Source organism: Vibrio sp. 1S139 (assembly GCF_041439475.1).
Lineage (GTDB): Bacteria > Pseudomonadota > Gammaproteobacteria > Enterobacterales > Vibrionaceae > Vibrio > Vibrio crassostreae_C.
This window is the reverse complement of record NZ_JBGOOD010000047.1, coordinates 1-14,371: the sequence shown is the minus strand read 5'-3', so window position 1 is coordinate 14,371 and position 14,371 is coordinate 1. Positions and strand designations below refer to the sequence as shown.

The 14,371-nt window shown below is 45.5% G+C and carries 13 protein-coding genes; 9 read left to right on the top strand and 4 right to left on the bottom strand.

All coding sequences use genetic code 11. The features are described from left to right. Positions 1 to 55: 55 nt before the first annotated feature. Complete coding sequence (locus tag ACED46_RS15510) at positions 56 to 850, bottom strand: AraC family transcriptional regulator (RefSeq protein ID WP_371721834.1); 795 nt, start codon at positions 848 to 850, stop codon at positions 56 to 58. A gap of 86 nt (positions 851 to 936) precedes the next feature. Beyond that, complete coding sequence (gene rarD / locus ACED46_RS15505; RefSeq protein WP_017061330.1) at positions 937 to 1,845, bottom strand: EamA family transporter RarD; 909 nt, start codon at positions 1,843 to 1,845, stop codon at positions 937 to 939. A 179-nt stretch (positions 1,846 to 2,024) separates the two neighbouring features. Between rarD and recQ the strand changes: the two genes are divergently transcribed. The 3 genes from recQ to ACED46_RS15490 all read left to right on the top strand — a co-directional run bounded on the left by recQ (position 2,025) and on the right by ACED46_RS15490 (position 5,155). After that, positions 2,025 to 3,863, top strand: coding sequence for an ATP-dependent DNA helicase RecQ (recQ, locus tag ACED46_RS15500; RefSeq protein WP_371721832.1), 1,839 nt, complete (start codon positions 2,025 to 2,027; stop codon positions 3,861 to 3,863). A 49-nt stretch (positions 3,864 to 3,912) separates the two neighbouring features. Beyond that, entirely contained in the window at positions 3,913 to 4,224 is a 312-nt protein-coding gene (locus ACED46_RS15495; protein WP_017061332.1) for a DUF3630 family protein, read from the top strand. 259 nt (positions 4,225 to 4,483) lie between these two features. Beyond that, positions 4,484 to 5,155 (top strand): 7-cyano-7-deazaguanine/7-aminomethyl-7-deazaguanine transporter, encoded by a 672-nt coding sequence (locus tag ACED46_RS15490; RefSeq protein ID WP_017061333.1) that lies wholly within the window; start codon positions 4,484 to 4,486, stop codon positions 5,153 to 5,155. Positions 5,156 to 5,257: 102 nt separating this feature from the next. Here ACED46_RS15490 and gppA read toward each other — a convergent pair whose 3' ends face one another. Next, positions 5,258 to 6,751: a guanosine-5'-triphosphate,3'-diphosphate diphosphatase gene (gene gppA, locus ACED46_RS15485; RefSeq protein ID WP_371721831.1), complete on the bottom strand. Its 1,494-nt coding sequence runs from the start codon at positions 6,749 to 6,751 to the stop codon at positions 5,258 to 5,260. A 6-nt stretch (positions 6,752 to 6,757) separates the two neighbouring features. After that, the gene (gene rhlB / locus ACED46_RS15480; RefSeq protein ID WP_017062979.1) at positions 6,758 to 8,068 is read right to left on the bottom strand and encodes an ATP-dependent RNA helicase RhlB; all 1,311 of its coding nucleotides are present in this window, start codon (positions 8,066 to 8,068) and stop codon (positions 6,758 to 6,760) included. Between the two features lie 111 nt (positions 8,069 to 8,179). On the opposite strand from rhlB, the gene trxA reads away from it, so the two are divergent. The 6 genes from trxA to fre all read left to right on the top strand — a co-directional run bounded on the left by trxA (position 8,180) and on the right by fre (position 14,012). Beyond that, positions 8,180 to 8,506 (top strand): thioredoxin TrxA, encoded by a 327-nt coding sequence (gene trxA, locus ACED46_RS15475; RefSeq protein WP_371721830.1) that lies wholly within the window; start codon positions 8,180 to 8,182, stop codon positions 8,504 to 8,506. A 200-nt stretch (positions 8,507 to 8,706) separates the two neighbouring features. Then, the gene (gene rho, locus ACED46_RS15470) at positions 8,707 to 9,966 is read left to right on the top strand and encodes a transcription termination factor Rho (RefSeq protein ID WP_017062978.1); all 1,260 of its coding nucleotides are present in this window, start codon (positions 8,707 to 8,709) and stop codon (positions 9,964 to 9,966) included. A gap of 110 nt (positions 9,967 to 10,076) precedes the next feature. Next, positions 10,077 to 11,072 carry a hypothetical protein gene (locus ACED46_RS15465; protein WP_017059249.1) on the top strand — a complete coding sequence of 332 codons (996 nt, stop codon included), beginning with the start codon at positions 10,077 to 10,079 and terminating at the stop codon, positions 11,070 to 11,072. Between the two features lie 98 nt (positions 11,073 to 11,170). Beyond that, positions 11,171 to 13,012, top strand: a complete 1,842-nt coding sequence (ubiD, locus tag ACED46_RS15460) for a 4-hydroxy-3-polyprenylbenzoate decarboxylase (protein ID WP_017059250.1) — start codon at positions 11,171 to 11,173, stop codon at positions 13,010 to 13,012. Continuing rightward, a complete protein-coding gene (locus ACED46_RS15455) occupies positions 13,009 to 13,278 on the top strand; it encodes a 2Fe-2S iron-sulfur cluster-binding protein (RefSeq protein WP_008224727.1) in 270 nt (89 codons plus the stop codon). Before ubiD ends, ACED46_RS15455 begins: the two co-directional genes overlap by 4 nt. Before the next feature lie 20 nt (positions 13,279 to 13,298). After that, positions 13,299 to 14,012, top strand: a complete 714-nt coding sequence (fre, locus tag ACED46_RS15450) for an NAD(P)H-flavin reductase (RefSeq protein ID WP_017059251.1) — start codon at positions 13,299 to 13,301, stop codon at positions 14,010 to 14,012. Positions 14,013 to 14,371: the final 359 nt, after the last annotated feature.

The window sequence follows — 14,371 nt, the reverse complement described above, 5'->3', positions numbered from 1 at the left end:
GTATTGAGCGTAGCTTACCGCGATTTGAAATCGAGCAATTGTAAATTATCAACACTTAGTTGATTTGTGAGGGTGGTACGCCGAATGTGGTTTTGAATGCCTTGGAGAAGTGTGCTTGATCATAGAAGCCTACTTGGTGCGCGACTTTAGTACCACAGATCCCAGATTTAATCAGGCGCATGCTCTGTTCCATACGTAAACGGCTCAGCCACGCGTAAGGGGTGATGCCCATTCTGTTCTTAAAGTGGCGTTGGAATTGATTTGTGGTTAAGCCGCACAGCTCAGACAGTTGTTCTAATCGCACTGGCTGGTCCAAATTCGCCATCAAATAGTCTTTGAGTGTATTAATCGATTGATTACCCAGTTTGATGTCACTCTTCGATCCAAATTTTGCATAACGATCGACAATCGTTGAGAACCCCTCGAATGGTAAGCAATCTTGAGCGAGTTGGCTGATGTCTTGATTGATTAACAGACCGTGCAAGTTGCGTAATTGTAAAAATGCAGCTTGATCGGAGAGGATCAACTCAGAAAAGCCCAATGTGTGACCATTTTGCTTGGGATCGGCAAGATCTTGAAACCATTCGGGAGAAACTGCAAACACACTGACTTGATAACCTGAATCGAGTTTGGAGTGCCCATCATGCAGCTCATCAGGTGGCATGATAACAACTTGGCCTGCACCGACATGGTGGCTCGCCCCTTTGTAGGCGAACTTTTGCTGCCCTTGGGTAATTAAGCCGATGTGAAAGTCCAAATGATAGTGGCGTTGAAAGGCAAACTCTTGGTATTGAGCTTGGATCAGGCTGATATCTTCTGTTGGGGTAGAGTAGTAGTGGACTTTATCCATGGTACAAAAAAGCTTGGTCAAATAGTCATCAATTCAACCAAGCTTATCTGCGTATTAAGGGATTGTCTTGTAAAAAACGATCAATATCACTGTTTCGCGCGTTTGTTCTTCTTGTTGTTACGCAGGCCATCAAAGCTGAAAATAACCAGTGCTCCCCATATGAAAGCAAAGGTGATCGCTTTATCTGAGGTAAAGGCTTCGCCGTAGATCAGAACCGCCAGTAAGAACATCAAGCTTGGACCGATGTACTGGAAGAAACCGAGTGTTGATAGCTTCAAGCGAGTTGCAGCGCCAGTAAAACACAGCAATGGAACCGTGGTGATCACACCGGCAGCAACCAGTAATAGGTTGAGTTGCATCGGGTTCATCGATAAGTTTGAGGTCGGGCTATCGGCAATAAACAGTAAGTAGGTTGCGGCGAGAGGCAGCATCACCAGAGTTTCAATGAACAGACCCGTTTGCGCTTCTAAGCTGACTTTCTTACGCAGCAAGCCATAAAAACCAAAGCTAAAGGCTAGGGCAATGGCGACGATCGGTACTGAGCCGAAGGCAATCAATTGGATTAATACGCCAATCGCAGCAAGAGCTACAGCAAACCATTGCAGCTTACGTAAGCGCTCACCGAGGAAGAGCATTCCGAGCAATACGTTAATCAGCGGGTTGATGTAATACCCCAAACTGGCATCGAGCATGTGATTGGAGTTCACCGCCCAGATAAAGATCAGCCAATTTGCACCCACCAAAATAGACGTCGCTACCAAATAGAGCATTTTTGGTTTTGAGGTCAGGGTGTCACGAACTTTACGCCAGCTGCGGCCAATGTGTAGTAAGAAAGCGAGTAGGAAAAAGGACCATACTACACGGTGGCTGAGGATCTCTAACGGGGAAACGTCACTTAAAGATTTGAAATATATAGGGGCGATCCCCCACATTGTGTAGGCACCGACGGCAAGCAAAACTCCTTGGCGCGTACGTTGTTGTTCTTCCTGTGTCATGCATATTTCTCTAGCACTGAGTGCTTATTAATAAGATTTATAAGAGAGTTGGTCAGTATAGGAGCGATAACCCTTTTCACCTAACAATTTGCGGTTTAATTCACCAGCATTCCACTCTACAATGTGCGACTTGCTTGCCAATGCCGCATGCTGACTTTATACCTCGATTAGGAACCACAATGACCGCCACTCTGATTGCTGAGCAAACACCAACTCCCGCGAATGATGCGCAAAACATCTTACAAGATGTGTTTGGCTATCAAAGCTTTCGCGATGGTCAGCAAGAGGTCATTGATTTGGCTGTTCAAGGCCGAGATAGCTTGGTGATAATGCCTACGGGTGGTGGTAAATCTTTGTGTTACCAAATCCCGGCTTTAGTTCGTGAAGGGCTTACTCTGGTTATCTCACCGCTGATCTCGCTGATGAAAGACCAAGTCGACCAATTGAAGGCCAATGGTGTTGCCGCTGAGTGCATTAACTCTTCAATGCCACGTGACCAGCTGATGAGTGTGTTTAATCGCATGAACTCAGGTCAACTGAAGATGGTTTATGTGTCGCCAGAGCGAGTGTTGATGCGCGACTTTATCGAACGTCTTCAAGGTTTACCGCTTTCGATGATTGCAGTCGATGAAGCGCACTGTATCTCTCAATGGGGTCACGACTTCCGCCCTGAATACGCATCATTAGGCCAGCTTAAACAGTACTTTCCGCATGTGCCTTACATGGCGCTCACAGCAACCGCTGATGATGCGACGCGTAAAGATATTATCTCGCGCCTACAGCTCCTGGACCCGCATACTTACTTAGGCAGCTTTGATCGCCCTAATATTCGCTACAACTTGGTTGAGAAGCACAAACCCGTGTCACAGGTGGTTCGCTACCTAGAAACACAAAAGGGCAATTGCGGCATCATCTACTGTGGTAGCCGTAAGAAAGTGGAGATGGTGACCGAGAAGCTGTGCAATAACGGTATTCGCGCCGCGGGTTATCACGCTGGTATGGACACCGATGAGCGTGCTTACGTTCAAGAAGCCTTCCAACGCGATGATATTCAGATCGTGGTCGCGACTGTGGCTTTCGGTATGGGCATCAACAAACCCAACGTACGTTTCGTGGTGCACTTTGATATCCCACGTAATATCGAGTCTTACTATCAAGAGACAGGCCGTGCAGGTCGTGATGGTTTGCCTGCTGAAGCGATGATGTTGTTTGACCCGGCTGATATGGGTTGGCTGCGTCGTATGCTGGATGAGAAAGAAGAAGGCCCACAGAAACAAGTTGAGATGCACAAGCTGAATGCGATGAGTGCCTTTGCTGAAGCGCAAACGTGTCGTCGTCAGGTTCTGCTTAACTATTTTGGCGAATATCGCGAGAAGCAATGTGGCAACTGCGATATCTGCCTCGATCCACCTAAGCATTTTGATGCGACTAAAGAAGCGCAGAAGGCGTTGTCTTGTGTGTACCGTGTCAATCAGTCGTTTGGTATGGGCTACGTAGTCGAAGTGATGCGTGGTATGCAGAATATTCGTGTCCGTGATAATGGTCACGATAAGCTATCTACCTACGGTATTGGCCGCGATCACAGTCATGATTACTGGATCAGTATCTTCCGTCAGCTGATTCATAAAGGCTTGCTGTTCCAGAACATCACTCGTAACTCAACTTTACAGCTAACAGAAGAAGCCCGCCCGCTGCTGCGCGGTGAGATGTCTTTGGAATTGGCTGTTCCTCGTTTAGATACAGCGGTGCGTAATGCTAAGTCCGATAAGTTAAGCAGCAAGAATTACGATAAGAAGCTGTTTGCGAAACTGCGTAAGCTGCGTAAGTCGATTGCTGATGAAGATGGCTTGCCACCATATGTGGTATTCAGCGACGCGACCTTGATTGATATGGCTGAAATACTACCTACTTCATACGGAGAAATGCTGGCAGTCAACGGTGTCGGTCAACGTAAACTGGATAAGTACGCAGACCCATTCCTAGATCTGATTCAAGAACACATCACCACACACGGCTAGTTTGCGAGAAACGTCTAACTAATAGAAAAAGAATAAGGTTGATAGGGACATGACAACACAAACAGAATTTGGCTTAAGAGAGTATTTAGCTGAGGAAGGGCGTTTATTGATTACGTCTCCAAGTTTTGATTTTGATTCTTATGAAGTGCTAGGTGAAAAGCTGGTGGCGTTGTTGTCAGCGTCAGTTGTTGAAAAGCAATGGGACGCCGATATGCATTCTTGGTTGATTGATTTTGAAGATTGCCGAATGTTCTTAAAGTCCGAACATTACAGTGAATCAATTTGGTTTGAGTCGTTAAACGCTGAAGAAAGCCGAGAAGAGTTTGATTATCTCGCGACGCTTTTCAAGCGCGGTTTTTAACTTTTAGCATCGCTTCTAAAACCTAGTGTTTTAACACATAGTTTCTAAAGCCATTTACCAATAAAAGTGAGGATAAACGTTTGCGTCTGTTCTCACCATTGCAGCCAATATTGATTAATGTATAATCGCCCGCCGCTCGATAGAGCAAATTTTAGAAACATTTTAAATTCACATTATTGGTAAGAGCTTTCTTGGATTATTCGAAGAAATGACTCGATTTGGGTTCCCTCACCCCCAAACCAAACTAAAAAGGTACAGCATGAGTAACTTTACCCCTGCGCAACAGCGCAAAGCCTTAGCACTATTAGTTTTGTTCCATTTGGTGATTATTGCGTCAAGCAACTATCTGGTTCAGCTACCTTTTACCGTCTTCGGTATGCACACCACTTGGGGTGCTTTCACTTTCCCGTTTATCTTCCTAGCGACCGATCTGACCGTACGCATTTTTGGCGCGCAGCTTGCCCGTAAAATCATTTTCTTAGTGATGCTACCAGCTCTGGCCGTTTCTTATTTCTTGTCAGTGGTGTTCTTTGAAGGTTCATTCCAAGGCTTTAGCCAACTAGGTGAGTTCAACTTGTTTGTTGCACGTATCGCCGCGGCGAGCTTCATGGCTTATTTACTGGGTCAGATCTTGGATGTACATGTTTTTAACCGCCTACGTCAGCTTAAACAGTGGTGGGTAGCCCCAACATGCTCAACGTTATTCGGTAATGCCATTGATACCATCGCATTCTTTGCGATTGCTTTCTACCAAAGCCCAGATCCATTTATGGCCGAGCATTGGACTGAGATTGCCTTAGTCGATTACGGATTCAAACTTATCATCAGCTTAGGCTTGTTCGTGCCTATGTACGGCGTGCTTCTTAACTACATTGTTAGAAAGCTAACCGCAGTGAACCCTGACTTTAAAGCGACAGGCGTGAACGCTTAAGTTTGAGATTTGTAACACAAAGCATTAATGCAGCGATAAGAAAAAGCCCAAGTTAGTCTACTAACTTGGGCTTTTTTTAATTTCTAGCGTCAGATACTAATATCAGAGGCATTTAATATTCAATGGCCAGCCAATATCGGTTTGTCTATTCGACTCGATCTCTAGCTCTGCAGCGGTCAGCGGATTGTCAGCTAACCATTGCTTAGAAAGCGTTAGGGTTAGATTGTTGTCATTCGTCGTCAGTTTGAACTCAGGCTCTAGCGCTGGGTTACGACGGTGGGTCAGCAAAATAGCTAAACGCAGAATACGTAAAATACGCTTGCTACTGGTTCCTGAGATAGCGTGTTGCTCTGGTAATGAGGTTAACTGTTCACGGTAGCGACGAGTTAACTCACCCAAGTAGTGCTTTTGCGCTCGAGTAAAGCCAGGTAGGTCTAAGTTCTGCAGCAGATAAGCGCTGTGCTCACCGCCTTTTTTGAAATCGATGGTTAAACCAATCTCGTGAAGCTTAGCTGCCGTTTGCAATAGCACACCAGCTTGAGGTTCTGAAACCCACGCTTCGGCGCCCGCTTGGTCTAGCAGCGTTTGTGCGACTACTGCTACTTGTTCACCGTAGCTTACGTCCATTTGGTAGCGTGATTGAACACTCTTAATGGTACGCGCTCGGATATCTTCTTGGCGTAGCTCATCAACCATCTCGTAGGCTAGGCCTTCACGGAGTGCGCCGCCTGCGAGTGTCATTGAATCTATTTCAAGCAGCTCAAAAATAGCAATAAGAATAGAAAGGCCACTCGGGAACACTAATGCGCGTTCAAGGGTAAGTCCTTCGATTTCTAGCTCTTCCAAGCGCTCAGTAATCATCGCTTGTTTCTGTAGACGCTTAAGTTTGGCATGAGTAATCACTTCATCCATGCCTTGCGCCAACATGATCTCTTGCAGTGCTTGAACGGTACCGCTGGCGCCCACACACACATCCCATCCGATATCAGTGTAGCTATCTAGGATAGGAGCCAACGTCGACTTCGCCGCTTCAATGGCGTTGTTAAAGTTGGTTGCGGTTAATTGGCGATCTTTAAAGTGGCGCTCAAGCCAGGTAACACAGCCCATCTTCAGGCTAGTTAGTGCTTTCGCTGAGAAGCCTTCACCTATGATCATTTCGGTGCTTGCGCCACCAATATCAACGACCAGTCGGCGGCCGCTGCCACCAGAAGTGTGTGCTACGCCTTTATAGATAGTCGCAGCTTCTTCTTCACCAGAGATAACATTGATGTCGTAACCAAGGATCTGGTTCGCTTTCTCTAGAAATATATCCACATTGATAGCAGTACGTAGGGTCGCTGTACCGACAATTCGGATATTTTCTTTCGGAATATCTTGAAGTCGCTCTGCAAAGAGACTCAAACAGTCCCAACCGCGCTGCATGGCTTCTGTACTAAGCGCATTATTTTCATCTAAGCCTGCAGCTAAACGCACTTTGCGCTTAATTTTAGCCATGGTTTGTACGCTGCCATCGATATGACGCACAACGAGCATATGAAAACTGTTCGACCCGAGGTCGATTGCAGCGTAAAGCGGGGGTGACACTGTTTGACTCATAAGCGACTAAGCTTCCTTGTTATGACGCGGTTGGCGTGGGCGACGGTTCTGGTTTGGTTTACGGTTCCCGTTGCGTGGGCCATTGTTGTTTGAGCGGCGTTGTTGCGGGTTACGTGTACGTAAGCGCAATGGTGCTGGTAGATCTTCTAGCAGTGCAGAAGCATCGTAGTCAGACACAGGGATCGCGTGCTCAATGTATTCTTCGATTGGTGGCAAGTTGATTGCGTAATCTTCACAAGCAAAGCTGATCGAGTGACCACTTGCACCAGCACGACCTGTACGGCCGATACGGTGAACGTAATCTTCACAGTCATCAGGTAGGTCGAAGTTGAATACGTGTGTTACTTGAGGAATGTGTAGACCACGTGCTGCAACGTCGGTTGCGACAAGCAGGTCAACATCACCTTTAGTGAATTGCTCAAGAATCTTTTCACGTTTCTTCTGAGGAACATCGCCAGTTAGCAGGCCAACACGGTGACCATCTGCAGCTAGGTGACCCCAAACAGACTCACATTTGTGCTTAGTGTTAGCGAAGATGATAGCGCGCTCTGGCCACTCTTCTTCAACTAGAGTCTGCAGCAGTGCCATTTTGTGTTCGTTTGATGGGTAGAACAGCTCTTCCTGAATGCGGTGACCTGTTTTACGCTCTGGCTCAACAACAACATGCTCTGGGTTGTGCATGTGTTCGAACGCTAGCTCTTGTACGCGGTAAGACAATGTCGCAGAGAACAGCATGTTCAGGCGATCTTTTGGCTCAGGCATACGGCGGAACAAGAAGCGGATGTCTTTGATGAAACCAAGATCGAACATGCGATCAGCTTCGTCAAGAACAACAGCTTGAATGTGGTTAAGGTTAAATACCTTCTGCTTGTAGAAATCGATGATGCGGCCAGTCGTACCAATTAAGATATCTGCGCCTTCTTCGATTTTACCTAGTTGCTTGTCGTAGCTTTCGCCACCGTAAGCAAGTGCTGCCTTGATACCTGTGCTTTCAACCAGAGAGTCAGCATCGTTGTAGATCTGAATCGCGAGTTCACGCGTTGGTGCCATAATAATCGCACGTGGCTGGTTAGGCTTACGCCCTTCATGCTCAGATGTTTTTAGCAGGTGGTTAAAAGTAGCAGTAAGAAACGCAAGCGTTTTACCAGTACCCGTTTGGGCCTGGCCTGCAATGTCTTGGCCGGTGAGCAGTACCGGGAGCGCCAAGGCTTGGATAGGGGTACAATAATCGAACCCTTTTTTCTCCAATCCTTCAATGACTTGCGGAAGTAAATCCAAGTCGGCGAACTTTTGCTCTGTGATATGCGTCTTTTTCATTGCTATAGAATATCAGCTTAAGCTTGCAATACGAAAGTAAATACATTCCAATAGGGCATCTATTTACTGGTTATCATCCAACCAGTTATAAAAAATACATTGGAGTGGAAGATGAGTGATAAGATTTTGCAGCTAACTGATGACGGTTTTGATAACGATGTAATCAATGCTGCAGGCCCTGTTCTTGTTGATTTTTGGGCAGAATGGTGTGGTCCATGTAAAATGATTGCGCCGATTCTTGATGAAATCGCAGACGAGTACGAAGGCAAGCTCACAATCGGTAAATTAAATATCGACCAAAATACTGGTACTCCACCAAAGTTTGGTATTCGCGGTATTCCAACGCTACTTCTTTTCAAAGATGGCGGCGTAGCAGCGACTAAAGTTGGTGCATTATCTAAAACTCAACTTAAAGAGTTCTTAGACGCTAACCTTTAATCAGGTCAGCATTTGAAAAGAAACCGTGCAGTTAACAAATGCGCGGTTTTGTTTTTTCTAAGCTATGGACTAGTCTTAGTTTTAGTGCTAATTTATCGCACGTTAATTGAACGAATTTCTCTTCTTGGTCGATCCTGTGACCAAATCCTTCTTAACTTAAGAAAACAGATCCTATTTTGACTAAACAAACTTCCACCACTATGAATCTTACTGAACTGAAGAACAGACCTGTGTCTGAGCTTGTTAAACTTAGCGAAAGCTTAGGTCTTGAAAATCAAGCTCGCCTAAGAAAACAAGACATTATCTTCTCCATCCTTAAAGCGCATGCAAAAAGTGGTGAAGACATCTTTGGTGATGGTGTTCTAGAAATTCTTCAAGACGGTTTTGGTTTCCTACGTAGCGCCGACAGTTCATACCTGGCTGGCCCAGATGATATCTACGTATCACCAAGCCAAATTCGTCGTTTTAACCTACGTACAGGTGACTCTATTGGCGGTAAAATCCGTCCACCTAAAGACGGTGAGCGTTACTTTGCACTGCTTAAAGTAAACACGGTTAACTACGACAAGCCAGACAACGCACGTAACAAGATTCTTTTCGAAAACCTTACTCCTCTTCACGCTAACGAACGTATGGTGATGGAAGCGGGTAATGGTGCGACTGAAGATATTACGGCTCGTATTCTTGACCTTGCATCTCCAATTGGTAAAGGTCAGCGTGGTCTGATTGTTGCTCCGCCTAAAGCGGGTAAGACAATGCTTCTGCAAAACATTGCTCAAAGCATTGCACGTAACCATCCTGAGTGTGAACTAATGGTTCTACTTATCGATGAGCGTCCAGAAGAAGTAACAGAAATGCAGCGTCTAGTTAAAGGCGAAGTAGTTGCTTCAACATTCGATGAGCCAGCATCTCGCCACGTACAAGTTGCAGAAATGGTTATCGAGAAAGCGAAGCGCCTTGTTGAACACAAGAAAGATGTAGTTATCCTACTGGATTCTATTACTCGTCTAGCTCGTGCTTACAACACTGTGATTCCTTCATCAGGTAAAGTTCTTACTGGTGGTGTTGATGCGAATGCTCTACATCGTCCAAAGCGTTTCTTCGGTGCGGCACGTAACGTAGAAGAAGGCGGTAGCTTAACGATCATCGCAACAGCACTGGTTGATACTGGTTCTAAGATGGATGAAGTTATCTACGAAGAATTCAAAGGTACAGGTAACATGGAACTGCACCTTAACCGTAAGATTGCTGAAAAACGCGTATTCCCAGCGATTGATTTCAACCGCTCTGGTACTCGTCGTGAAGAGCTTCTTACCAAGAACGATGAACTACAGAAGATGTGGATCCTGCGTAAGATTGTTCACCCAATGGGCGAAATCGACGCAATGGAATTCCTTATCGACAAGCTAGCAATGACGAAAACGAACGATGAGTTCTTTGACGCAATGCGTCGTCAGTAATATTGATTAGCTGATCGTATTTAATAAGCGCTGCCCTCGGGTGGCGCTTTTTATTTGCATTTTGTAGCGCCAGCTTGCAGAATGAGCAAAAGTGTTACAAGGACGTTAAAATGCAACATGGACTGTTGTCATCATTACTCCTGTCTACTTCACTGTTATTTTCACCGGTTGGTATGAGCTATGCCACCGAGATGTCTCCACTTACAGTAGAGTCTTGGCTTGAGAATGATCAAGTAAAACTGAAAACTGCTGAACTACTAGAGCTTGTCGTACGTGACGAAGTCAATTCGCTACGCTTTGCGCTTGAGCGCCTGACATTTCCCCAGCAAGAGGTGGCTCGTTACCAACTCTTGAAGAAGCTTGAACAGCAAAAAATCGTACTCACACCCAAGATGTCTATCTTCATCGAGCAGCAACTTGCTATCACGCCCACTTATCAAGTCTTAGAACGTGGCGATGGCTATGAGTTTACGGTACCTGCCTTTAATTACCCTTCAATTGCTAATCGCCTTATTAAACAATGGCGTCAAGATCAGAAGACATTGGTATTTGTGCTAGATGCAGAGAAACAGGAACTCGACCTAAAAGAGTGGTTATCTGGATCTGAACATCAAGTTCAAACGCGAGAAGCGTTGCTCATTAGAGAGCTAGACAGTTTGTCTCCTGAAGCGGTTGATTACCTAACTAAGCAACTCACCGCATCTTCTATTGTTAGTTGGTTACCTTCTACTGAGGTGGTGGTTCGATTAGCGCAAGTGAGCGAAGACCCAGAGGTTTACAAAATTCTATGGCGAATGAAGGCCGATTATCATAGCCAAGCTGAGCTAGTTCGCCTTGCTGAAACCAAACAAACGTTCGCGCTTGAACAGGTGATGGCAGCGACTAAGAACCCGCGTTTGAAAGATGAAGCGATTACTTTGCTTACCAAAGTTAACCCGTTATCAGAAGAGGTGAAGCTGTTCCTTGTCTCTAGGATGGCGATTGCTGATGAAGCACCATTAGTTGCGCGTGAACTCGCCAAACAAGGTCATACGCGATGGTTGCAAGATCTCGTCAATGATAACCCTCAGGTGAAGAGTTCTTTGATCGAGCAAGCATTACCGTAAAGTGGATTTTGCCTCTCAATAACCACACTAAAAAGGGGGACCTCAGCGTCACCCTTTTTGATATACTGAGCGCAGAATAATCAGCATGTAGAAGTCCTATGAGTTTTAAAGATTTACGTGATTTTATCGACCATCTTGAAAGTATTGGTCAGTTGAAACGCATTTCTCACCCAGTCGATCCAGACTACGAAATGACCGAGATTAGCGACCGTACTCTACGTGCTGGTGGCCCGGCTCTTTTGTTTGAAAATCCAGTAGGCTATGACATGCCCGTTTTGACCAATCTATTTGGTACACCTAATCGGGTTGCTATTGGTATGGGACGTCAAGAAGTCAAAGAACTGCGTGAAGTGGGCAAGTTGCTTGCTTACCTAAAAGAACCTGAGCCACCAAAAGGCTTTAAAGACGCTCTTGATAAACTACCTGTGTTTAAGCAAGTCTTAAACATGCCAGCTAAACGCCTTCGCAAAGCGGCTTGCCAACAAGTGGTATGGCAAGGCGATGACGTCGACCTAGATAAAATCCCTGTGATGAGCTGTTGGGCTGATGATGTCGCGCCATTGCTAACATGGGGTTTAACGGTTACTCGTGGTCCAAACAAGAAACGCCAAAACTTAGGTATCTATCGTCAGCAGAAGATCGGCAAGAATAAAATCATCATGCGTTGGTTAGCCCACCGTGGTGGAGCATTGGATCTGCGTGATTGGATGGAAACTAACCCTGGGAAACCATTCCCAGTATCGGTAGCGTTTGGTGCTGATCCTGCCACCATTCTTGGTGCGGTTACGCCAGTGCCGGATAGTTTATCTGAGTACGCGTTTGCAGGCTTACTACGTGGTAGTAAAACTGAGGTCGTTAAATCAATCAGCAACGACTTAGAAGTTCCCGCAAGTGCAGAAATCGTGATGGAAGGTTACATCGACCCGAATGAATTCGCAGATGAAGGGCCTTACGGAGATCATACTGGTTACTACAACGAGAAAGAAAAGCACCATGTGTTTACTATTACTCATGTAACCATGCGCGAGAACCCTATCTATCACAGCACCTATACTGGCCGTCCACCTGATGAGCCAGCGGTATTGGGTGTTGCGCTAAATGAAGTGTTTGTGCCTATTCTTCAAAAGCAGTTCCCAGAGATTGAAGATTTCTATCTACCGCCTGAAGGTTGTTCGTACCGAATGGCAGTCGTGACCATGAAGAAGCAATACCCAGGTCACGCTAAGCGAGTGATGATGGGTGTATGGTCTTTCTTACGCCAATTCATGTACACCAAATTTGTATTGGTGTGTGATGAAGATGTGAATGCACGTGATTGGTCTCAAGTAACCGCAGCGATGTGCGAACATATGGATCCGTCACGCGATAGCCTGATGATAGAGAACACGCCGATCGATTCATTGGATTTTGCCTCACCCGTGGTTGGGTTAGGTTCTAAGATGGGTCTAGATATCACTAAGAAGTGGGACGCAGAGTTAGCGTTATCGCCAGATGTCCAAACAGCACCTGTAAATAGTGAACATATAGAGGGTAGCTTGGCTGAGTTAACCAAGGTTCATCCTGAAATTATTGATGTTCACCTGCAAAACGACAATGCCAGCATGGTTGTGGTGTCTATTGATAAGCAAGCTGCCGGTAATGGTAAGAAAATCATGGAAGCGGTTTGGTCTCAATTTGATGAGAACAAGTTTGTTATCGTGTGTGATGGCGATGTCAATGTGAGTGATTGGAATGACATCATTTGGGCTGTAACGACAAGAATGGATCCGGCGAGAGATACGTTATTCCTGCAGAACGAAACTGGACACTCAAAAATGGGTCTCGATGCGACCAATAAGTGGGAAGGTGAATGCCTGCGTGAGTGGGGTGTACCAATCACAAAAGATCCTGATGTTGTGAAAAAGATTGATAGCATCTGGGAACAGCTAGGAATTTCATGAGCTACCAAGTAGTCTTATACCCAGAAAACATCAGTTTCACAGTAGAAAAAGGGCAAACGGTCTTGGATGCTGCGCTCAACAGCGATATCTATTTCCCAAACCGTTGCCAAGTTGGCGCATGCGCAATGTGTATGTGCAAAAAATTAGAAGGGCAAGTGAGTTACCACCTTGAACCCATGCTCACAGAGAAAGAGCAGCAACAAGGCTGGATTTTTGCTTGCCAAGCATTTGCAGAAAGTAATTTAGTTCTAACCTTTGCCGATTAAGGGTTAGTAAGAGGAAGAACATGACTATTAAATGTAAAGTGAAGTCTATCGAGCCTTTGGCTTGTAATACTTACCAAATCCTACTTCACCCAGAAACACCGGTCGCTTTTAAAGCGGGCCAGTACCTGATGGTTGAAATGGGCGAGAAAGATAAGCGCCCATTCTCTATCGCAAGTAGCCCTTGCCGCCACGAAGGTGAGCTTGAGCTGCACATTGGTGCTGCCGAGCACAACGCTTACGCACTAGAAGTGGTTGAAGCGATGAAGAAGGCACAAGCTGAAGATGGCGATATTGCGATTGATGCTCCACACGGAGATGCTTGGATCAAAGAAGAAAGCGATCGCCCTCTATTACTTATTGCTGGTGGCACGGGTTTCAGCTACGTGCGCTCTATTCTTGATCACTGCATCGCGCAAAATAGCTCGAAAGAGATCTACCTATACTGGGGCGCAAAAGATGAGTGCCAGTTATATGCTAAAGAAGAGTTGGTTGGCATTGCAGAAAAGCATAGCAATGTGCACTTTGTACCGGTAGTAGAAGAAGCACCGGAAGTTTGGCATGGCCAAACAGGTAATGTGCTTGAGGCTGTTATGCAAAGTTTCGAATCATTAGCTGATTTCGATATCTATATTGCAGGTCGTTTTGAAATGGCGGGCGCTGCAAGAGACCTATTTACTCAGAATAAAGAAGCAAAGCGTGACCATATGTACGCTGATGCTTACGCATTTATCTAACAATACCCTTAGATTTTGAGCAAAAAGAGAGCAGAAATGCTCTCTTTTTTACGTTTAGGTGAACTATTAGGCAGTTAACCCCTATTTATTCATTTTTCATGAAAAAGTAGTTGCTAAGCTGAGAGGGTTCCCTATAATGCGACACCACTGAGACGGCAGACGCCACAAGGCTTCAGCAAGAATCAGTAAGACGGAAAGCGACAAAAAATTAATTTTCAAAAAGTGTTTGACACTGAATGTTAATTCGCTAGAATGGCCGTCCACTTCGAGAGGCTCCTTACTTAAAAGGAACGCTCAAGAAGTTAAGCTCTTTAACAATTTAAACCTATCAATCTGTGTGGGCACTCGTTGATGAATAT